This is a genomic window from Parapedobacter sp. ISTM3, from assembly GCF_016533505.1.
In the GTDB taxonomy this organism is placed as follows: domain Bacteria; phylum Bacteroidota; class Bacteroidia; order Sphingobacteriales; family Sphingobacteriaceae; genus Parapedobacter; species Parapedobacter luteus.
The window spans coordinates 564,630-587,627 of sequence record NZ_JAENGN010000001.1 but is presented as its reverse complement, the minus strand read 5'-3'; the positions used below and the strand labels follow the sequence as shown (position 1 = coordinate 587,627).

Below are 22,998 nucleotides of genomic sequence, written 5' to 3'. Positions count from 1 at the left end.
AATCAATTGTCCCACCAAACGTTGGTATTGATGTCATCAGACCCTTGTCTGCTTACTGCGGCTTCCCGGTTTGCGGCGTTGCGCGACTGTTCAGACAATGGATAGGCATAACGCACCGGTACACGGTCGTTATTTTGGTTCGATGGGCCGGCGATCACTTCCGGATAACCGGTTCGCCGCCAATCAAACCAAGCTTCAAGCCCGGTAAAAAACAAGCCAATCCATTTTTGCGTACCAATGAGTTCCAGCGCGCTATCCGGTTGGAAAGCGACGCCGCCGCGCGACAAATAGTCTGTCGGCATAGGCGTATCTACATACGCAAACGCGGCAGTGACACCCTCACGATAATAGGCTGCGGCGGCGCCTGTTATGAGTCCTTTTTGTGCGGCTTCTGCCAGAATGAATTGAAGCTCGGGATAAGCCATGATATAACCCCTCGCCACTCGTCTTCCACGGACGGTAATTGCATCTTCAAAATACAAACTTCCTAGCCGTGATACATTTTGCACACCACCGTTGTAATTGAAGGCATCCACGTCGCTCAACCCATTGGGAATACCCACATATATGGGATTGGAAGTACCTGCACTTGCAGCCGTGTGCCGTGCAAATACGGAGATGCGCGGATCCTGAAATGCCAGGAGCTTATCTGCGAGATTCTTGCTCAACCGAAATTCATCAAAGGACCCAACGCGTGTGGTATGCAATGGAAATTGGTTGGGTGCCTCCGCGAGATACTCTAATGTGGCGTTGTCAGCATTATTTTCGAAAATCGGGTATTGGCTGGGATTGTCCACAATGCTGCGCATCGCCGTAGATACATCCGTCCTGCCGGAAATGCGCATCAAATACCGTAAGCGTAGGGAGTTGGCCAGTTTTCTCCAAGCTTGTACATTGCCACCGAAGAGAATGTCTCCATTTATCGCTTCTTCTGTGGATCCTAGCAATTCATTGGCCGTGGTCAGATCGGCCAAGATACCAGCATAGATTTGCTCCTGCGGATCGTACACTGGAGTAAGAATCCCGTCCGACTTGCCCCGAATTGCCTCCGAATAAGGCACATCGCCATAAGCGTCGGTCAGTACGGAGAAAATCCATGACTTCATCACTAGCGCCACGCCCTTATAGTTGTTGAAACCCGATGCATCACTCAAGGTATAAAGGTTGTTGACATCTCGTAATACGCCGTATAGGCTGCTCCACAAGCCGGACCGGTCGCCCCATATGTACCGATCTTCATTGACAAACTGGATCTTGGCCGTCTGTTGGATGACAATATTACCAATGGACCATCCATCGTCCATCACACGGTTTACCGACCCCCGGATAACAGTTGGGAGAAGCAGATCTGGCGTCACATTCAATATCGCATAGGGGTTTTCGTTTATCGCCTCGAAATTCTTATCGCATGATGACACTGAAACAAGCAGTGCCATGATGCCGAATAATAGGATTTTACGTCTCATGATCGTTGATTTTTTGAGCCATTTGTGATTATAACCTGAAATTCAAACTCAATCCCCAGCTCCTCGCAGAGGGCATAGCCATATCCTCCACGCCTGGAACGATCGTACCACCGCTCATGGCCGATGTTTCGGGATCGATGTGGGGGACATCGGACCACACAGCTAAATTGCGACCTATTACCGATATGCGTACATCGCGAAACGGCATCCTTCCCATGAGGCGCGTAGGCAATGTATAGCCCATACTGATTTCCCGCAATTTAATGTAAGACGCATCGAAGATGGCGCCTTCCAACAGACTTCTTCCCAAGGTGTACGAAGTGTGCCACTCTCTGGCTGGCAGCTTCACCTCATTAGGCGAATACGACCCGTCTGCATGTTGGACAACACCCTTGCCGATCACGCCGTTGCCGGCCACATTCAGGTCGTAGCCATCGGCGCGTCCTTCTAACGTTTCAATGATTGAGCCGGTCTCACGACCAATAACTTGCGTATGAGAATATACCTCACCACCATACCGGATGTCAAACAAAACACCTAAATTGATCCCGTTCCACGTAAATCCATTGCGTATCCCCAACAACCAGTCGGGGTTATAATTACCGAGTTTCACAATGGTGGGGGTGGGCAAAGGCTTTCCTTCACTATTAAAAATGACTTCGCCATAGTAGGGGCTGTTGGGATCATCCACCCGGCGGTATCCCAATCCGTACATATCCCCCATACGTCCACCCTCGCGGGCCTCAATAGATACATAGCGCCCTGCCATTTGATAGTTACGTATCCCCATCTCGGGGGCCAGCTCCAGGACTTTGCTCCGGTTGGCCGAAAAGTTGAAATTCAAATCCCACTGCCCCCCCCTTGCAGACCGCACCGGTACGGTATTCAGCATGGCTTCATAGCCCCAGTTGCGTATTTCTCCAGCATTCAACACCATGCTGGTGTAACCGCTCGCTTCCGTAAGCGGCACATTAGTCAGGATTTGGTTGCGTGTCGTAATGGTGTAATATGTAAAGTCCAGGTTGATCCGACTGTCGAAGAAGCGAAGTTCGGTACCCACCTCATAGGACGCACTAATCTCCGGCTTCAAATTGAAGTTCGGAAGGCGGCCCGACTCCGAAAACGCCCGGTAAGGACCGAAAGGGTCGAGCGTATTGTAGGGTTGCGCAAAGGAGTAAGGGTCGGTATCGTTGCCCACCTGTGCGAAACCGGTACGCAGTTTAGCATATGACCACCAACTGGGCAGGTTGACGAACCCATTAAACACCACGCTTAGTGAAGCCGATGGATAAAAGTAGGAGTTGGTAGACGTGGCCGCAGCCATCACGCCCATTGGAACGGTGAGCGAGCTGGCCCAATCGTTGCGAGCGGTCAATTCCAGAAAGAGAAAATCCTTGTAGTCGATCTGCGCCGAACCGTAGAAACTGTTTACTTTTTTCCGCACGTTGGATTGGTCGGATACCAATGCCACACGCGAGTTACCCAAGGAATATATGCCAGGTATAATTAACTGAGGCGCACTTACGTCGATGGAGTTGCCCCGGACATCACGTTGGCTGCCCCCAGCATTGATAGCCAGATTTATCGACCCGAGGGGTTTTGAAAACGTCAGGAGGAAATCCATATTGCGCTCTTCGTTGGCAATCCGCGCTTCACGATACGACCCGAACGGAAACCGTTGGGTGCTGAATGCCCGACGCCGGTTGCGCAGTTGATTCGTATAGTCGGTACCGATACGGGCAAATGCTTTAAGCCAATCGTTAAACCGGTAGTTAACCGTCACATTGCCATAAAGCCGATTGTCGTCCAAACTGTTGGTATTGATGCCGAGGTTGAAATACGGATTGTCATGGTAGTTGTAATTGGAATTGAATTGCGCAATATCTTCCCTGCCTATCATCCAGATCGACTTCTTCGGTTCAAGGTCTACCTGGCGTCCCAACCAGCCATATAGCAAATAATTAATATTTTCCGTACCGTAGGTAAGGTTTGGACGATTATCGCTGTTACTTTTCACGTAGTTGGCCGACACGCGCACATCCAGTTTGTCAGTCAAGTTATAACCGGCATTCAGCGAAAAGGTATTGCGTTGCAGATCGGTATTGGGCACGATGCCTGTTTGATCAAAATTGGTGTAAGAAAACCGGAAATCGCCCTTTTCATTGGAGCCCGATAACGCAACGTTGTTAATATACGTTGCCCCGGTTTCATAGAAATTCTTGATATTGTCCGGACGAGCAACCCATGGCGTAGGTGTAATCTCACCCCGTGCTGCCAAATCCGCAGCGCTCCCTATTTGGCCGTCATCCACGAGGTTAATGTCTCCACCGCGGTAGCCATTTGATGTCGGGGAGTCAAATTGTTTGATTAACCGGCCATCCAGTAGCGGTCCCCAGCTTTCGTCGACCCCATCGTTTAAGCCCGCTCCAGCACCGTCTTCAAAACTAAACTCGCCATTAATACCCTGGCCGTAGCGATTTTGAAACTTAGGTAACACCAAAGCGTTGTCAAACGTTACACTTGAGTTTACGCTGATGCCAATGCCGCGCTGACCGCGCCCCGATTTAGTGGTGATGAGTACCACACCATTTGCGGCCCGTGAGCCGTACAACGCTGATGCGTTGGCTCCCTTCAACACAGAGACCGACTCTACGTCGTCCGGATTGACCAAACCAGCGCCATTGCCGTAGTCAGTTTCTTGAAAGCTCCTTCCTGAAGATCCAAATAAGTCATTGGTGATCGGCACTCCGTCGATAACAAACAACGGTTGATTAGCGTTGATATTAAGCGACTTGTCGCCCCTGATGGTTATCCGTGAAGACCCCCCGATGCCAGAAGGGCTTCCTACGATGGTCACTCCTGCGACTTTTCCCGCCAGCCCATCCACAAAGTTGCTCGTGCGTACCTGGGTCAGTTCGTCGCCTTTTACCTCCTGCGCGGCATAGCCGAGTGACTTGGATTGCCGGGAAATACCCAACGCCGTCACGACCACCTCTTCAAGCCCATGCACATCGGCATCCATAACCACGTCAATGGTTTGACGAGCGTTGACTGGAATCTCTTGCGTTTGGTATCCCACAGCACTGAATACCAAAACATCCCGATCACTTGAAATGCCTATCCGATAGCTGCCGTCTGTACCGGTCACCGTTGTCCGATTTGTGCCTTTTAGATTGATGGTTACTCCGGCAAGGCCTGCGCCTTCCCGATCCACCACGTTGCCTGTTATTTCGATTGATTGGTGGTTGGCTGCGTAGACAACGCCAACCGTGATGACCATCAGCATGAGGCAGATGGTATATTTCAATAAATTTTCGAGCAATTTTCGTTGCATGTTCATATATTGCGCAAATAAATTATACCTTATAGTTTTGCAGCATTCCGGGTTTGGATTTGGTCGATTTGGGCCCGATTTAGCTGCATAATTCCGATAGTTTAGTGCTGAGGTTTCTGACTGCCTGACATGTACCTCCTTTCAATCATGACTGTATACTTTCCTGAATGGCCTCTTCAAGCACATCCAATGCTTCGCCCAATTGCTGCTCATCTATCACCAGTGGTGGGTAAAGCGACAACACATTGCCTCCTGATACTTTCAGGCTCATTCCTTTTTCCAGACAGCGGTATAAAACCTGTTCGGCTAACACCGGATGTGGGGTTTTGCTGTCGTTATCTTGCACCAATTCTATTCCCCACAGTAATCCAATGCCCCTTACATCGCCTACTTCACGATACGAGGCTTTCATTGCCTTCAAACGTTGGTTGACAATCGTTGAAAGCGTATTAACATGCTCCAAGACGCGGTATTCGTCCATGTAGTCCAGCGCAGCCAGCGCCGCTGCTGCGCCCAATGGATTTTTCTCGTGGGTAAAATGCCCAAGGGACACGTGGGCAGCCACATTTAACGATTCTTTACACAAGATAGCGGCCATAGGTACAACGCCAGCCCCAAGACCTTTCCCCAACACCACGATATCTGGAACAATACCATAATGTTCATAAACAAATGTGTTTCCCGTACGCCCTAAGGCCGTGGGAATTTCATCCAAAATGAGCAAGATCTGATGTTTATCACATATTTCCCTAATCCGTTTCCAATACCCTTCGGATGGCACATGCACGGTTGTACTCCGTACAGTTTCAGCCAATATTGCTCCGATATCGCCCTCCTTTTCGATAACATACTCGATATAATCGGCATAAGCCATGTCTCCGGACGGTTGGTCAGCCATATGCCACATCCCCCGATAATGATCCACGGGTGGCACATGTACACTACCCACCAACAACGGCCCTAACCCCTGGTGAAAAATATACTCCCCCCCTACGGAAATGCTATCCATGGACGCCCCATGAAAAGAATCGTACATGGAAATGGTTTTGTAGTTGCCAGTAGCAATACGGGCCAACTTCAATGCCATGCCGATAGCCGATGTGCCACCAGGCGCGAAAAGCACGCGTGTCAATTGACCGCCGGCAAGCGCGGATAGCCGTTCAGCCAATTCGATCGTTGGAAGGTTCGTAAATCGGCGCGGACAGAATGCTAAGGTGTCCAATTGGCGTTTTACGCGTTCGATAACGTACGGATTATGATAACCTAATTGGTGCACGTTGTTGCCATGGAAATCGATATAGGTTTTACCCTGAAGATTAGTCACCAACGCCCCATCACTGGACGCCAAAACGTCCAAACAAGGGGTAGATAACGACTGGTGCAAAAACGCTTTTGCATCCCTGGAAAGTACTGATGCAGTCTCGTTGTTATGCGTGTTGTCCCAATACTTCCGAAATTCGGTATTGTTTACATCACCTTCCGCTCGCGAATGTGGGTTTACTGATGTCATTTGTCTAACACTGCTTTACGCTAAAAGTTAAGCAATACTAAACAAAGTTTATTAACGCATTTCGTACGGAAAATTAAATAATCATTAAATTGATGGAGTGCAAGTGGCCGTTAGTCTTCAAAGAAATAGACGACCAACATAATCGCCTTATCTCGTCCAATATTCTTTGGCGTATGGGGTATACGTCCGTCAAACAACATGGAATCACCGGCATCCAATAGAATCGTTTCCTGCTCAAACTGGTATTCAATCTTACCCGACAGGACATATTTGTATTCAAAAGCTTCGGTCTCCACCATAGGACGACTGGCATTGGGTTCCAATTCCAGCAAGACAATATCTACGGTAGATTTATCGATGTTTTGGGTAAATATGCGGTGGTACCGAAAGCCCGATGCTTGTTCTTTCTCAAAGAAATCATATTCATCCCTTCGTTTTACCAAGACGGTCTTCGTCGATTGTTCGGTATCGATTTCTTTGAAAAATACATTCAAGTCAATGTCCAGCGCCCTGATAATTTCAATCAGTACCATCAAAGATGGGACCGCACGGCTATTTTCGATTTGAGAAATCAGTCCTTTGCTTACCGATGCCCGCTCCGCAAGCTCCTGCACAGTAATCCCCTTGTTCCTTCTGCGCTCCCGGATTTGGTTTCCGATTTGAATGAGAATGTCTTCTTTCATCTGACCGTTATAACAAGCAAAGATATCCCATTTCAGGAGAATGGCAAAACATCGAAAAAAACCAACTCTCAACCGCCTAAATTCGATAATCCTTATTATATTTAACGCCACTAACCGGAGAAATGTTAGACCCACAATTATTATGAATAAAATCATTATCACATTAACTGCCGTTGCCTTCGTATCGGGCTGCCGAAACAAACAAGTTGATTTGCCTATCAAAGAGATGGATCCTGCCCAAACCGCCCAAATCGCGGCAACTATTGAGGATCGCATCCATGCCGAACTTGATAGTGGCCTCACGTTAAAATTATGGGGTATTGACTCGTTGGTAATTTCGCCCATTGCTATTGATATTGATGACCACGGAAGATTGTATTATACCACCACGGACAGGCAGAAAAACTCTGAATTTGATATCCGCGGCCACCGTGAATGGGAAATACCTTCCATCAGCCTGCAAACGGTTGAAGATAGGCGGAAATTCCTCCGCAGCGAATTGTCTCCTGAAAACAGTGCGCGCAATACCTGGCTGGCCGACCTGAATGGCGATGGCTCGCACGACTGGCGCGATCTCACCGTGGAGAAAGAAAAAGTATACCGTGTGGAGGACATTTCGGGCGACGGGATTGCAGACCGGTCGCAATTGGTCGTCGATGATTTCCACGATGAGGTGACCGATGTGGCCGGCGGGGTGTTTGCCGATGGCGACGATCTGTATGTCGCGGTAGCCCCTGACCTATGGCGGATGACCGATACAGACGCAGACGGCATTCCAGACAAGAAAACATCCATCTCCCATGGCTACGGCGTACATATCGGTTTCAGCGGCCATGGCATGTCCGGTGTCAAAATGGGACCTGATGGCCGCCTGTATTGGCAAATCGGCGACATTGGCTTTAACGGCACTGGACCCGATGGACAAAAGTGGGAATATCCGAATTGTGGGGTGATCGCTCGCTCCAACCCCGATGGCAGCGACTTTGAGATTTTCGCGTATGGCCTACGCAACACCCACCAATTTGTATTTGATGAATATGGCAACATTATCAGCGAGGACAACGATGGCGATCATCCCGGCGAAAAAGAGCGGTTGGTCTACATCGTGAACGGATCGGATGCGGGCTGGCGCAGTAACTGGCAGTACGGCAAGTATCGCGACCCGGATAACAACAGCTATAAAGTATGGATGGATGAGCAGCTTTACTTACCCCGGTTCGAGGGACAGGCCGCCTATATCACGCCGTGTATCAGCAATTTTGTCAGCGGACCCGCTGGCCTGGTCTACAATCCCGGCACCGCATTGGGCCCGGCGCACAAAAACACCTTTTTTGTGGCAGAGTTTGTAGGCAACCCCTCCAGTTCGGGCATCCATAGCTTCAAACTAAATCCCAAAGGCGCTACATTCGAACTGGGCGAACATAAAAAAGTCTTAGGGGGTATATTGGCCACCGGCCTGGACTTCGGGCCAGACGGCGCCTTGTACGTGGCCGACTGGATTGACGGATGGGGAACACATGATTATGGCCGCATCTGGAAGATGGATGATGAGGATGGTGCCAACCGGACAATCCGTCAAGAAGTAAAAACGCTACTGGCTACCGATTTCGGGGCCAAGGAAGATAGCGAATTGGGTCGCCTGTTGCGGCATGAAGATATGCGCATCCGGCAAAAAGCACAGTTTGCATTGGCTAAACGCGGTGAAAAGGGAATGCAAATCTTCAAAGAAGCACTGGCGCAGACCGATCTCCAATTGGCCCGCGTACATGCCATATGGGGCATCAGCCAGTTAGCACGGCAAGACCGGCAACATGCGACGGTATTGCTGCCACTGCTGAAAGATGCTGACCCCGAGATACGGGCTCAAGCAGCGAAGTGGCTGGGTGACATCCGCTATGCAGACGCTGGTGCGGACCTCGTCCCATTATTAACAGATACAAACAGCAGGATACGCTTTTTCGCAGCTGAGGCTTTGGGGCGAATCGAATATGAACCTGCCATCATACCGATTATTTCCATGCTGGAGGCCAATGATGACCAAGACGCCTACCTAAGGCATGCCGGCACACTCGCCCTGGCACGTATCGGAAAAGCCGAACCGATAGCTGCCCTGGCCAATAGTCCTTCCCGCGCACTCCGCATCGCGGCGGTGGTGGCTTTACGGCGCATGGGCCATGCAGACATCGCACACTTTCTCCAAGACCAGGATGAGTTTGTCGTCACCGAAGCCGCGCGTGCTATCAATGACGACCTGTCTATCGAAGGCGCATTGCCTGTGCTGGCTGACCTGCTGAATAAAACGCGGTTTACCAACGAAGCGCTAATTCGCCGGGTTATCAACGCGAACCTAAGGGTAGGCAAACCGGCTAATTTAAAAAACCTCATCCGCTACGCGCAAAGCAACGGCCATCCAGCAGCAATGCGCACAGAAGCAGTAGATGCATTGAGCACATGGGCAAAGCCATCCGTTTTAGACCGGGTAGATGGCCGTTATCGCGGGGTTGTCGAGCGTGATGCCGCCGAATTGCGGAGCGAAACTACCGGTGCTCTCATCGGATTACTTACCGACCAGAACCTTGCCGTACGACTAAGTGCTGCCAGAGCCGTCAATAGATTAGGCATCAGACAAGCGTCGTCCACACTACTGGCAGGACTACGGCAAGATAGCGATGCGGCGATGCGCGCGGAATGTCTGAAAGCACTCGTCGCGTTGAACGATCCTCAGCAGGAGCAAGCCATCAAGCTGGCGCTTGCTGACGGGGAGAAATCTGTACGTGTAGCAGGGCTTGACCTGCTGGAAAACATGACTATTCCGCGGCCACTAATGGTTGATTTGCTGGCAGATGTCATTGCCACCAAAACCGTGGAAGAAAAGCAGGCCGCTATCATAACTCTTGGCAAAATGCCCATTGAAAACGCTGCGCCGTTATTCAGCAACCTATTGGACAATATGGAACGCGGGCGCCTGAGCCCCGAAGTTTATCTGGAATTGGGTGAAGCAATAGACAGTACGCGCGCCGAGTCGTTAATTGCACGCTACAAAGCTATTAGCAGTAAATCCTCGAGCGATGAACTGATGGCTTCGTATTCCAGTGCATTGCAAGGCGGCAATCCGAACAGGGGCAGGCAGGTATTTTTTCAGCATGCACAGGCGCAATGCATGAAATGCCACGCCTATGACGACCGGGGAGGGAACGCAGGCCCACGCCTGAATGGTATCGGAAACCGCCTTTCCCGCGAACAATTGCTGGAGTCGCTTATCGACCCAAGCGCACGGCTGGCGCCGGGCTACGGCATGGTCACTCTCGAATTGAAGGACGGCAAAACCATCACAGGCGTTTTTGTCTCGGAAAATGATACCGCTATCAAAATTAAAGAGTGGCAAGGGCCTGACCAAGAGATCCCTTTAAGTCATGTTGCGAAAAAAACCTTTGCACCATCCAGCATGATTGATATGAAAGGGGTACTGTCCACTCGGGAAATACGGGATGTGGTTAGCTTTCTGGCAACGCTCACCGAAGATGACTGATTCGATTATCCGGCTTGTTGAAAACCGGATAATCGGCCGCAAGGCGGAGGAACGCGGAAGTGTCAAATCGCGTAACTGGGACCTCCATCGCTCTCCTGCGCGCTTATCTGACCGGTCTTCACCAGGTGGTTCAGCCGGAATGCCACTACTCTTTTTAGTTTCGTGAGGCCATAGCTTGGTTCCAGCCCGTTGAGATAGTCTATCAACTCCGCCTTGGTACGACCATTTTTTTGTGCCAATGCAAATCGTATTTTTTCGTCGATGGTAGCTGTGGTGTCAAAAGCCGGTTCTGCGGCGGAAGCCTTTTTAGTCCTGCGCGATGGGCGCGTATCCTTTGCAGCATCTTTTGGCAATGAGGGTACCACCACGATCGGCGGCTCCGATACCGATTTGTTGGACTTGCCAGCAGCTTTTCTCTTGGCAACAGGCGCTACGGCCGTCGACACGGAATCAAGCGAAGCAGTTATCTTGCGTGAATCTGACGCGGGCTTGGCTGCCGTGGCCCTACCGCGACGTGCGCGGCGCCCTTCCGACTCGTCCTCCAGCGTTGCGGCAACCGTAGCAACAGTCTCGGGTGTCGCCGCCGATTTCGGGAGCTTAGCTCCCCGCTTGGGAGCCGCTGTTTTCACCTCGTCCACTTCATCAGCAGCTTTGGCCACCCGCTTCCGGATAGCCTTTTCCAGTTTCTTTTTCTTGCCTTTTTTCTTATCTTTTTTCCCGTTTGACTTGACGTCTTCACCGAAAAAAGTTAGTGCAGCCTCGATCTGACTCAGCTCTTCTTGCAAGAAATACTTGCGCTGCTGAAGATAAGCGAGGACTTCGCTTTCTGTAATTTTTGACTTTGCCATACTGCCTTTCTAATTGTTTTGCCAAAAGTATTCATTTTTAGCCAGATAACAAATCAGACTAAATACGCGCGGCAGCGGCTTCATCAACAAACCAAGTAATCCGCTCATCGGCGATATCCAAAAGTTGAGCGGGATATTGTTCGCTATTACGCACTCCCTTCAACACTTCATATAAGGCATCGGCTTTGTTGGCACCGTACGCAATGACGGCTACCCGGGCTGCACGATTGACCAGTGGCACCGTGAGTGTAATGCGGTACATATCTTGGGCATCGAGGTAATACCCGACGACCCATTTGTGTTGCTCGTGCAGCACATCCGTATGAGGAAACCACGAAGCGGTATGACCATCAGGCCCCATACCAAGGAGTATCAAATCAAACCGGCCTTCCGGATGTAGATGAAGCCTCAACGTTTGTTCGTATTCGCGGGCAAATTCCTCGGGCGATACGCCATCGGCCCACATGGGAAAAATATGTTCCTCCGGAATGGGGACGTGCGTCAGCAAGGTCTCAAATGCCATCCGTGCATTGCTTCTGTCGTCACTCAACGGCACCCAACGTTCGTCGCCCCAAAAGATATATACATGCTCCCATTGCACTTGGTCGCGATAAGGCACTGTGGCCAGCAATTGATATAAAGCGGCTGGCGAAGAGCCTCCCGTTAATGCTACCGTAAAATGCCCTCTGGCGGCGATGGCTTCGTTCGCCGTTTGGATAAACAGCTCGGCCGCCTCCCCGTTGAGCTGCTGCAAGTCATTGAATCTTTTGACCATGGTCTTATGTATGTAAGTTTAATGCCCAGACGTGTCCCTGTCTTGCAATCAGCGCTTCCGCGCTTTCGGGGCCCCAAGTTCCAGCTGCATAATTAGGGAAATCCAGCGAATCCCTGCTCTCCCACGCCTCCAATATCGGCGTAATCACATCCCATGCCTCTTCTACCTGATCCGACCGCATAAACAGGGTTGCATCGCCCCGCATTGCATCCAGCAACAACGTTTCATACGCCTCCGGCGTTTGTGTGGAGCATGTGTCATAGTTAAAGACCATCTCCGCAGGATTAAGGCTCATTTCCAACCCTTGTTTTTTTGCCGTGAAGCGCAGCCTGATATCCATCGCAGGCTGAATATTGATGGTCAATCGATTAGGCATCAGGTTGCCTGCCTGGCTCGGTGAAAAAGTAGAGTGAGGCACTGGCCTGAACTGAATGGTAATGGAAGACGTTTTTTCCTGCATCCGTTTTCCCGTACGCAGATAAATGGGCACACCCTGCCACCGCCAGTTGTCTATATATAGCTGGACGGCTGCATACGTCTCGGTATTGGAGTCTTGTTCGACGCCCACTTCCTCCCGATAACCGGGCACCTTCTTGCCGTTAATCCAGCCGGCACCATACTGCCCCCTTACGGCATATTTATGGACCTCCTCGGGCCGCAACCGCCGGATGGCGCGCATCACATCGACCTTGCGGTTGCGTATTTCCTCCGCTTGGAAGGATATGGGCGCTTCCATGGCAATCATGCACAGTACCTGCAAGAGGTGATTTTGAATCATATCCCGCAACGCCCCCGAATGCTCATAATAGTTGCCCCGATCTTCCACACCTACCTGCTCAGCGACTGTAATTTGAATATAGTCGATGTAATTGCGGTTCCACAGTGGCTCAAAAAGCGCATTTGCAAAACGGAAAGCCAGAATATTCTGAACAGTCTCCTTGCCAAGGTAGTGATCGATACGATAAATCTGTTCTTCTTGGAAGGTTTGGCTCAGCAGGTTATTAAGCGCTACGGCGGTTTCCTTGTTGTAGCCAAACGGCTTTTCAATAATGATGCGATCCGAAGCTGGTATATTCGCCAGTTCGAATTTACTGATATTCACGGTCGCGGCTTCGATAAACTGCGGGGCAATGGATAGGTAAAACAACCGATTGGCGCGTATCCCCCATGCTGCATCAAACGCGTCGAGTTTAGCAGCTAACCCCTGGTAGGCAGCTGGGTCGTTGATGTTTGACTCAAAATACGAAATCGCAGCATTGAACTGTTGCCATTGCGCACCGTCGGGTTTCCCTTTCCGCGAAAATTCCACCAAACCTTCATGCAGATGGTCTTTGTAAGCCTCATCCGTGAGCTTCGTGCGACCCAGACCGATAATGGCAAACCGCTCGGGCATCCAGCCGTCTATATACAGGTTGTAGAATGCGGGGATTAACTTCCTTTTGGTAAGATCGCCTGTACCACCAAAAATAACAATGATGGTTGGGGCTAATTTTCTACCTGATTTCATTCGAAATAATTATTGATTTTGTCTGTTTGTAACGGCATCAATGAACCTGCTATCCGCAGGCTGATTGTTTTATTGTTTCGTTCCCATCAATGCGTGTTTCTCCAGCGCAAGCACCTTCTGCAGTCGCCGTTCAAAGCGCTCACCGCCGTCATATTCTGCCTGCAGGAATGCGTTGGCCAGCTCCCAGATCAACATGGGGCCAATAACCCGCCCACCTACGCATAGCAAGTTCATATCATCGTGCTCCACACCCTGATGGGCAGAATACGTATCGGTAATCAAGGCCGCACGCACGCCCGGTATTTTGTTAGCCGCGATTGAGACACCCACCCCACTGCCGCATACGGCTATGCCCCGTTCCACTTCCTTATTTGCTACCGCACGCGCCAACGGGATAATGATGTCCGGATAGTCATCTGCCGGGTCATACGCTAACGCGCCGTAGTCCTGTACCTGATATCCTGCACCCATCAGTTCGGACATCAGTAGTTTTTTCTGTTCAAAACCGGCGTGATCCGCCGCTATGCCTACCTTCATTTCATTATGGATAGATTATACGAATTGTTTTGCCGATTCCAGTATTTGCAAAACAGCCGATGAAGATAACCAAAAAAACTGTTTTTGATTTAAACTTATTGTCAATTTTTGAAAAGGCGCGATAGGCCGCAACACAGGAATGTTGGGCAATCGCTTGCTTTGAAGCCCACCGCCGAGGGCAAAATACAGGTAGCACCGCTGTCGCCTGGGCTATCGCCGACTTGGCCGCTCGCTGCTGAATCCTGTTTTTCCATGAAACCACGCCGCAGCCTGACCGGCAAGCCACAAGTAATGGTCAGTGGGCAAATCGTCTTCGATACCGACAAACCGGAGTCCTCCGTTCCCATTGAGCGGGGTATCCTTTTCTTTGGCGCATTTGAAAATGGCTGTTCCTTCGTCGATCTCATCAAACATGGCAATGTACAATGTCTTCGCCCCAGCCCGTTTGATTGCCGCAACCTGTTGCCAGAAAAAGTCGCCTTTCAAGCGTGGAATCTGGTGGTATATGCTGGGGTTGTGGTGCATATTGCCCCAACTGAATCCAGCAAAGACCAATGGCACGTAGTCAACGCCATTGGCAGCACACCAGGCGATATCGCTTGCAACTACCGCAGGCTGAAATGTCCTGCTATCATACCGTCCTACCGCCCATGGCATGACGATGTCTGCTTTTTTGATGAGCTCATGCAAAGCAGCCGAGGGTTCGGTATCATTGCCCAGCGTGCTCCAATAGTAGGGTACCCCAAGCATGATAGCGACGTTATACTCCGCAGTACTTAGCCGATCAACCAACCGGTCGACATCTGCAATGGTGTAACGCCGCCGATCATTGAACCCGACACCCCAGATGGTCAACATGGGCTTGCCCCTATGCCATAAGTAGGTCGGGTTGACCGCTGGATCGGTCAATTTGAAGGTTTGCTCAAGCTCTCTCCAATCCGTCTCAACCAGTGCGATATCTTCACTGCGGCATCCGCTCAGATCATACATGACGCTGATAGCCCTGCCATATTTTTTTGCAGCCTTGAGTGCATTTTCAAGCACTTTGTTGAAATGCCTTTTCCCGGATGGATTTTTGATTTCACTCACGAAGCGTTGCATGTGCACCCCATCGATGCCGTATTCCTTCATCCATTTGAAGTGCAGATCCACGCTTTCTTCATCGTAAGGACTATATAGGTAAGCATCGGAGCCATCGGCAAACTTAAAGGGCGACTTATAAGTCTTGGTATATTCGCGGATATCCGGCCAAAAATCCACATTGGTATTCCCCGGTTCGAAAACGCCCCCGCTACCCCGATAATGATACCAGCCCCGATTGGAGCTATCGCCTTCGGCTGCAAACCATCCTTGGTAGCCAGCCATTACGAGTCCGGTGTAGGATGAGTAGATCGGCTTTGCAATGTCGCCTGCCATGGCTGGCAAGCTTTTCAACACAACGACAAGTACCGTCATGTAGACAATATATCCCTTCTTCATGATAGCTATTGTTTAGGCTGGATAATTCGATTATATAACGCTTCACCATGATCTACGCACGCAACCGCCTGTATGACAGCATTCGGATTGTCTATGGTCAGCGGATCTGCTGCTGTATAATTCCGCATCCGGCATCCGAAAAGTGAAACAGTAAGCCGTTTATCCCCTTTTACCCAAAGGAAGTCATAAGATCTCTCAAGATTGGTAAGCGCTCCATTGTCCCCCGAAAAGGCCTCCACGTTTGAAATAGCCGTATGGCCTTGTCCTTCAATGATAATCGGACGGGTCTCTTCCAACGTATTTCCGGCATTGGCGATAATGGAGCCTTGCGCGATCTGCCAATTCCGGTTTTTGGCGTTCGAACCTTCTTTATAAATACCCACGGCAACACAATCTAAATTGAAGTTGGTCAATTGACCATAACTTTCGCTACCGAGATGGATACCACCCCACGTGGCGAATGTAAAGACATCCATTAATTGCGCATTATCGGTGTGGTTTACGCTATAGGCAAATGTTTTGCGATTCACAACCGAATCAATGATTGCTTTTGAAAAACGATATCCAATTTCACGCATGATGGCCGGATTGACATGGCAATGAAGAAAACGCGGGATATCGTAGCAGTAGTCGATACGAATAAATTCGCCACTCAACGGATAGCCATAGCAATGCTCGATGAGGATCAATTCACACTTAAATTTGGGGTCGGCATCGAAGTCCATGGCAATGTATTCGCCGTAGAATGTCAAGTCGGACAATTTCACCCCCTGCGTAAATGCTGCCTTATTCAACTGAATCGTCGGCGGGTAAGGAATGACCTTAGTCGGGTCTTCCAGCTCCTGCTTCGAATACCAAAATTGGACCCCCTCAATACGAGTGCCGGATTCGACCACGATAAAAGGTTTGCTATCGTCGGTAATATTGAAGACGCTGCCCACCGGGCGCTTGGCATCAGGGTGTCGGGTACCTCGGGGTGTAGGTCCATTGGCGCCTATCAGCGAGACATTTCTTTTCAATATAATACCGCCGTCGATGGGATAAGGAACCTCCACCGGCTCAATATACAGCGCGGCACCGCTGCTGGTTGCCCAATCAATCGCTTTCTGTAGGTTTTTTGCATTTACAGAAGCATCATTGGTGGGCAATACGCCAAACGCTTGGATACTTCTTAGCTGTGCGTACGCGGTTGGCAACATCGCCACCGTCAGTGCAAGCATTACGAATACGGAACGTGTGTGTTTCATGGATCTGATAGTTAATTAATTGATGTTTTTCCAGATATTTTAATCGTGTTTTCCTGACTTCTGCTGTTGGGCAATCCGGACCTTGTGTATTCGCCAGGGATCGGTTTGTTTCGGCTCCGGTGATGATGCGGCTATCCGGCATGACCTGCTCATCATCCTTATTATTGTTATCCCTTCGGTGCCCTGACGCCCCACGATTTATTAGCTTTCTCGCCCATCTCCAATTCCAACACCCCTCCATTGACCAGGTCTTCATGCGATAACCAGGGTACGTCTAACACCTTTCCATTCAGTTTGGCGCTTTGGATGTATTTGTTCGCGTGGGAGGTGTTCCGGGCAATCACTTCAAATATTTTTCCATTGGGAAGATTAACCCGGGCCCGCTCAAATACCGGGCTTCCAATGGAGTACAACGGGGTTCCCGGCGTAACCGGATAGAACCCTAATTTCGAGAACACGACAAAAGCCGACATCCCACCGCCATCTTCGTCTCCGGGCACCCCCATGAGATCGTTGCGAAACCATTGCTTAAGCAGCGCACGGATACGCTTCTGCGTTTTCCATGGCTGGCCGCCATAATTATACAGGTATGGAATATGGAGCGATGGCTCATTGGCCATGGAGAACTGACCTACGTTACCTGTATGATCAGGCAACTGGGCATAAAAATCGAATTTTGACCTACCCAATGGGCGGTTAAACATATCGTCCAGATTATTTACAAACACCTCATTGCCACCCATTAGCTGAATGAGATCAGGAATATTATGTTGTACATCCCATCGATAAATCCACGCATTGTTTTCTCCATAGTATTCACGCGCACCTAATCCTCCCGAAAACACGTAGTCAAATGGCTCGATAAATTTCCCATTGACATCTTTTGGGTGGAAAAAATGGGTCTCAGGATGAAACAAGTTCCGATAGTTAAACGATTGCTTAAGAAAAAACTCATGATCTTCATTTTTCCCAAGTGCCTTTGCAAGTTGTGCCAGACACCAGGTATCATAGGATGTACCCAACGTCACGGCGACCGGTTGCCTCCGTTCGAATCCATTGACTTCGGGAATAGTTTCCTGTTCTCCTTCCCTTAACGCCGGGATGTATCCATGCGTTTTAAAAAAGGCATCAAGCTCTCCCGCAGGCGCACCAGACCACGGTGCCAGTGTTTTTTCGGTGATGGCACCCTTTGCCGCTTCATAAGCCTTTTCCAAATCGAATCCCCCCAACCCTTTTACATAAGCGTCGAGTAATGTAGCTACACCATGGTTGGAATTCATCCTGCGGCTATCGCCGTTGATTTCGGGAAATGTAGGCAGCCAAAAATGTTCCATCTGTTCAGCCATTGTCACGAAGGAGTGTAGTATATGCTCTTCCTTTTTTGGATCGATCAACACATTCAACGGGTGGTGTGCCCGATAGGCGTCCCAAATCCAGTCATCGGTGTAGAACGGTATCCCGTTGTCATCATGCACCCGTCCGTCGAACGCACTGAAATACCGACCGTCTTCCGATATCTTCACCGGTCGTTCGAACGTTCGATACAGTGACGTGTAAAAGACCACTTTATCCTCTTCATTTCTGCCAGACACCTCAATTTTGCCGAGCGCGTCATTCCATGCTTTTCTGCCGGCCTCCTGCAATGCAGCTAAGTCATAGCCTTTGATTTCCCGCAACACATTTTCCCGGGCTTGTTCCGTATCAATGAACGAAATGCCATACTTCATGCGTAATTGCTTCGTGCTTGTCCCAAAGCCGAGCACCAAACAGGCATTCGTTCCTTCGGCTACCGTCCCGTCTTCCAGTTTTCCATCACGTAGGACAGCAGCATGGCTGGGCGTAACCTCCGGCTCCAGGTAAATATATACATTCGTATGATTGCCAATATCTTGATAACCAGACAGTGCCCGTCCGTCCCATTTTAGCGTTCCATTTCTTGAGTTAATGGATAAAAATAGCGGTTTATCTTGTTCGAAATCCAACTGGTACAATGCAGACTGATGGGACGGCGCAAAGGAGACCGCTATTTGCTGTTCATCCAAATAAACGGAATAAGCATAAGGCTTGATTTCTTCGTTATCATAGCTATAAGAAACGATGGGCTCCAATTCACCCCCTTCCGCGTGAAAGGGACTTAGATTGAAAGCCGAATTGCCCCGATGGCTCGTCACGATAAGAGGAAGCCCCCGTAGTCGATCTCCGGTATAATCGCCACGCTCAGGATAAACGCGCAAAAAACTATTCGGTAAATGAATAGTAGGATAGGTAGGTACCAACAGGTGACTGATATTGCCCATATAGGGGTTTACATAGTCTACGGGCTGTCTGCCGTGGCCCGCGTCTTCTGGGTTGCATGCAGTCACTGAAAAAAGTAAACAGCTTAGTAGGATAAGGCTGAAAAATCTGATGTGTTGAACGTTCATGATAATTGAAGAATATTCGAGTATATGATAATTTGAATTGCTTATGGATTGGGTACGATTGGTCATCATTCTCAGCACTCGTACGGACCATTGCCATGATGGCCTCCGGCATAGCACCTTCTACCCCGTAAGGGCTGAACCGTTGCAAAACCACGGTATGGATTCGGTGATCACGACGGCCACATAGCTGTGTATACTGATCATGCTCTTTATCTCGCTTTCGTGCTGGTTTGTTTTATTTCTGAATAGTGCCATCCGCATTAAATTAGCTCCGTAATGGAGCCGCGCCCCGTATATCTTGCCGCGGGGATCGGTTGTTTTCATGCTACATTGGTTCTTCGTCTTTCATGATTTTCATTAAAAAAGGTTGTCCACCACGGCGGTGCTGGACAACCAAAAATACCGTTAATCTATCTTTTCAAGTTTAATCCAAGAAGGCCTTACGTTTTGTTCTGTTCCGGTGAAGTTAACCACGAAACCGGCAGATACGGTTGTCGGCGCCGCCAATGAAAATTCGACACTAACATTTCCGGCGTTATCGACACCTGTAAAATTAGCCGATGCCAGTGCTGACGATATGTCTTCCACATCAGGAAGGGTTTCTCCGACAGCTACGGCAAGATATCGCGGATCGCTACCTTGATTACTGATAATGGGATTGTCGCCGGCAAAACTCAACGTAAACCTAAACTGGCCAGCGGGAAGATCGAGGGTTTGATAAAGTTTACCATTTTCGATAGGCGCTTCTCCTTCCCCCCACCGTTCAAAACCCAAACTTTGCTTGTCGTTGTCGGCGCCTTCCCAGCCACCGTCATATCCCCCCATGCCACCGCGCGTACGCATCGCTTCGTTGGTAATCCAGCCACCTGCCAAATTACCCCACCGATTACCATCCCAGTCAGCACGGCTAAATGGCCATTGTGCGTTGGAGAGGTAATTATCAGGAACTTCATCTGGATTGTTCTGTGCATCAGCAGGGACTTCCACTTTAATAATCTCCGTGTAATTATATTTCCGGTTAGCATCGTTTACATTAGCCCCCAATCTAACGTAGTACGTATAACCTGCTTTGACAGGAAGCGGGCCAATCGTATATACATCGCTCGTCTCAGCATCACCCACTTCTTCCTCCCAGGATTTGTTAATCTGTCTTCTTTGATTATTATATTCTGGGATATCGATAAAATTGGTTGCGCCACTGAACGTCGTGAGGCTTAAGAAAGGCTTGATTTCAACGAGGTTAGGCAGATCGACGCGAATAGGCGCATTAAGGCGACACTTCATTACCAAGTTCAAACCATTCAGCGAAACTTCGAAGTCAGTCAATCGCAAATAAGGCGTAACGGTGAAATGCTGTTCCGTATTTCCGTTCAAAACCACGCCTTTTACAGTATCAACAGGCCAGAAAGGGCCTCCATAAGGAAGCATATCATAGGTTCCGGCAAATAATTTACTGTTGTTATACGAACCATCCTGTTTTACAGACAACGATTGGGGGTTAGGAGTTGACGCTGTCCATGTCCTTTCCCATATACGAATCCCCCAGTCACCCTGCGATGAAAGTAAATTCTCTCCGGTATACGAATCGATTACGCGCCCATGAACCCGTACATCCGGTGCATCCCAGTTGTCTGTCTTCAAACAAGAAGTAACCGACATCAAGGTCACCCCTAAAAGTATATATCTTATCTTCTTCATGATATTAGCATCAATAGGTTAGTTAATAAAGTGGGTTCTGTGGCAGCAAATTACCGTTCTTGCCAATTTCGCCCCATGGAATCGGTTCGTAATAACATTGCTTGGAGGCTGTCCAGCTCCTGTTATAGCGATTATCTTCATCCAGGTAAATATATTTTCCTTCATCGGCGACATAATAACAGCTCAACACGCGGTGACGGAATTGGTTGAGCACCTGATCAGCAGTTCGCCAACGGCGGAGATCCCACCACCAGTGATTTTCGCCATAAAGTTCACGTGCGCGCTCATCGCGAATGAACTGCAATGACTTTTCAACCGCATAAGGATAATTGGCATTATTGATGGTACCTCTATTTGTTGTTGTCACATCAATTGCCGGGCGGACGAGCTGGGCACCTGCACGGTCACGAATTTTTTCAATGTAATCGAACGCTTCATCCCTGTTACCCAATTCGTAAAGCGCCTCCGCTGTATTTAGATAAATTTCGCCTAAACGGAAAACCACCCAATGCTGGTCGCTGCGGTACTCGCGAACGTCGCTTGTAGCCATGTCAGGGTTGATGTATTTGCGAACAAACGCGGCTCCCCAACCGTTGTTTTCACCCCCCTGGTCATCGAAATGCCCATGCGCTCCGGTAATGTTATATGTTGCGCCATTAATCTCGGTAGTCCAGCCTCGTCCACCTAAAATACGGTTGCCACCACTGTTGATTGGCGCGCCGTTGCTCCCCCCTTGTGCATCTGCTGCCAGTCCGTTATAGCTTTGGTAGATACCCTTTTGGATGCTGAACGTTTTTCCGCGTAATTCATCGCCATCAAAATACATTGTACCCCTCATGCGCGGCTCCATTCCATTACGGATATCGCCACGGCTGTCAAAACGAACCGGAGTGCCGTCAGGATTGGTGTATGCCGGCATTTCATACAATTCCATAAAGTCAAGCGGCGGATAGCTTTCTGCACCTACAAATGATGACATATCGGGTTGTGGAGACATAAGCGCATCGTAGCTATGACGCAAACGATTGTTTCCTGGACTTGTCATATCATAGTCTTTTATGAAAATTGATTCAGAGGACGCCGGATCCAGAAATAGATTGGCAAAGTTGGTGGCTTTGTCCGGATAACCCCGGGTATACAACGAATAAGGGCCAGCTTCTACCACTTTTCCAGCATCTACGCAATACTGAAAGAATTCATTGGCCTGAGCGGGATCCATACCGGCCAGACCGGATTGCGTCGCAGCTTCACTTTCGAATCCAAGGTATTGTGAATATTTTGCGATTGAGCCCGCATAAAGCATCGTACGGGAGAGCAAGGCCGCGGCCACATATTTGTTTGCACGACCTGACTCGCTGCTTTCGGTCATGTTGTCGACCGCATACTTCAAATCTTCATAAATAAATTTCCAAGTGTCATATTCCGTGCTACGTGATACGTTCAACGTCTCAGCGCCAGCAAGTGGATTTTGCACTTCTTTTATAATCGGAATACCGCCATAACGTTTGGCCAAACCAAAATAGAAGAATGCACGTAAAAAATGCGCTTCCCCCATTAACTTATTGAAATCGGCATCGGTATAGTTGTCCCTATACGTTGGAAAGTTTTCGATAAACGTGTTGACGTCACGAATGCGGTCATAGGGCCAATAGGCAAATCCATCATTGTCTACACCTACCCAAGTATTGAAAAATTCGCCACTCATATTACCCTGACTAAATTTCCCAGCTTCCCAGTAATTATTGGGGCGGTAGGCATTATCAGAATTTGTTCCATAATACAGAAAATCTTCAATGGGTAGATAATTATAGATACCTGCGAAGTACTTCTTCACTCCATATTCGTTTCCGAAAAGCTCAGGCTCACCCAAGATACCTTTTGGTTCCAGGTTCAGATCCTGACAAGAGAAAAGAAGTCCTCCCAAAAGTGTAATGTATGTTAAAAATGTCTTCTTCATCGTTG

15 protein-coding genes are annotated in these 22,998 nt (G+C 49.2%); 1 reads left to right on the top strand and 14 read right to left on the bottom strand.

The genetic code is table 11. From position 1 onward, the window contains the following. Positions 1-2: 2 nt before the first annotated feature. The 4 genes from JHJ32_RS02465 to JHJ32_RS02450 form a co-directional block, all read right to left on the bottom strand. A complete protein-coding gene (locus tag JHJ32_RS02465) occupies positions 3-1,466 on the bottom strand; it encodes a SusD/RagB family nutrient-binding outer membrane lipoprotein (RefSeq protein ID WP_200119616.1) in 1,464 nt (487 codons plus the stop codon). Between the two features lie 28 nt (positions 1,467-1,494). After that, a complete protein-coding gene (locus JHJ32_RS02460) occupies positions 1,495-4,806 on the bottom strand; it encodes a SusC/RagA family TonB-linked outer membrane protein (RefSeq protein WP_200119614.1) in 3,312 nt (1,103 codons plus the stop codon). Between the two features lie 139 nt (positions 4,807-4,945). After that, positions 4,946-6,310 (bottom strand): aspartate aminotransferase family protein, encoded by a 1,365-nt coding sequence (locus tag JHJ32_RS02455; RefSeq protein WP_200119612.1) that lies wholly within the window; start codon positions 6,308-6,310, stop codon positions 4,946-4,948. Between the two features lie 110 nt (positions 6,311-6,420). Then, complete coding sequence (locus JHJ32_RS02450) at positions 6,421-6,993, bottom strand: helix-turn-helix domain-containing protein (protein ID WP_079715055.1); 573 nt, start codon at positions 6,991-6,993, stop codon at positions 6,421-6,423. Between the two features lie 142 nt (positions 6,994-7,135). On the opposite strand from JHJ32_RS02450, the gene JHJ32_RS02445 reads away from it, so the two are divergent. Then, positions 7,136-10,522, top strand: a complete 3,387-nt coding sequence (locus JHJ32_RS02445) for a HEAT repeat domain-containing protein (protein ID WP_200119610.1) — start codon at positions 7,136-7,138, stop codon at positions 10,520-10,522. Between the two features lie 62 nt (positions 10,523-10,584). Here the strand turns inward: JHJ32_RS02445 and JHJ32_RS02440 are convergent, their stop codons facing one another. The 10 genes from JHJ32_RS02440 to JHJ32_RS02395 all read right to left on the bottom strand — a co-directional run bounded on the left by JHJ32_RS02440 (position 10,585) and on the right by JHJ32_RS02395 (position 22,993). Then, positions 10,585-11,370 carry a hypothetical protein gene (locus JHJ32_RS02440; protein ID WP_200119608.1) on the bottom strand — a complete coding sequence of 262 codons (786 nt, stop codon included), beginning with the start codon at positions 11,368-11,370 and terminating at the stop codon, positions 10,585-10,587. Between the two features lie 58 nt (positions 11,371-11,428). Beyond that, a complete protein-coding gene (pgl, locus tag JHJ32_RS02435; protein ID WP_200119605.1) occupies positions 11,429-12,145 on the bottom strand; it encodes a 6-phosphogluconolactonase in 717 nt (238 codons plus the stop codon). Positions 12,146-12,149: 4 nt separating this feature from the next. After that, entirely contained in the window at positions 12,150-13,652 is a 1,503-nt protein-coding gene (zwf, locus tag JHJ32_RS02430) for a glucose-6-phosphate dehydrogenase (RefSeq protein WP_079715051.1), read from the bottom strand. 69 nt (positions 13,653-13,721) lie between these two features. Further along, positions 13,722-14,189, bottom strand: coding sequence for an RpiB/LacA/LacB family sugar-phosphate isomerase (locus JHJ32_RS02425; RefSeq protein ID WP_079715050.1), 468 nt, complete (start codon positions 14,187-14,189; stop codon positions 13,722-13,724). A gap of 210 nt (positions 14,190-14,399) precedes the next feature. Further along, positions 14,400-15,668 (bottom strand): glycoside hydrolase family 71/99-like protein, encoded by a 1,269-nt coding sequence (locus tag JHJ32_RS02420; RefSeq protein ID WP_200119603.1) that lies wholly within the window; start codon positions 15,666-15,668, stop codon positions 14,400-14,402. A gap of 5 nt (positions 15,669-15,673) precedes the next feature. Continuing rightward, complete coding sequence (locus tag JHJ32_RS02415; protein WP_200119601.1) at positions 15,674-16,915, bottom strand: hypothetical protein; 1,242 nt, start codon at positions 16,913-16,915, stop codon at positions 15,674-15,676. Positions 16,916-17,082: 167 nt separating this feature from the next. After that, positions 17,083-19,338 (bottom strand): GH92 family glycosyl hydrolase, encoded by a 2,256-nt coding sequence (locus JHJ32_RS02410; protein WP_200119599.1) that lies wholly within the window; start codon positions 19,336-19,338, stop codon positions 17,083-17,085. 120 nt (positions 19,339-19,458) lie between these two features. Continuing rightward, the gene (locus JHJ32_RS02405; RefSeq protein WP_079715047.1) at positions 19,459-19,662 is read right to left on the bottom strand and encodes a hypothetical protein; all 204 of its coding nucleotides are present in this window, start codon (positions 19,660-19,662) and stop codon (positions 19,459-19,461) included. 81 nt (positions 19,663-19,743) lie between these two features. Then, on the bottom strand, positions 19,744-21,036 hold the full coding sequence (locus JHJ32_RS02400; RefSeq protein WP_176146053.1) for a DUF5013 domain-containing protein: 1,293 nt from the start codon (positions 21,034-21,036) through the stop codon (positions 19,744-19,746). A 22-nt stretch (positions 21,037-21,058) separates the two neighbouring features. Beyond that, positions 21,059-22,993: a RagB/SusD family nutrient uptake outer membrane protein gene (locus tag JHJ32_RS02395; RefSeq protein ID WP_200119597.1), complete on the bottom strand. Its 1,935-nt coding sequence runs from the start codon at positions 22,991-22,993 to the stop codon at positions 21,059-21,061. Positions 22,994-22,998: the final 5 nt, after the last annotated feature.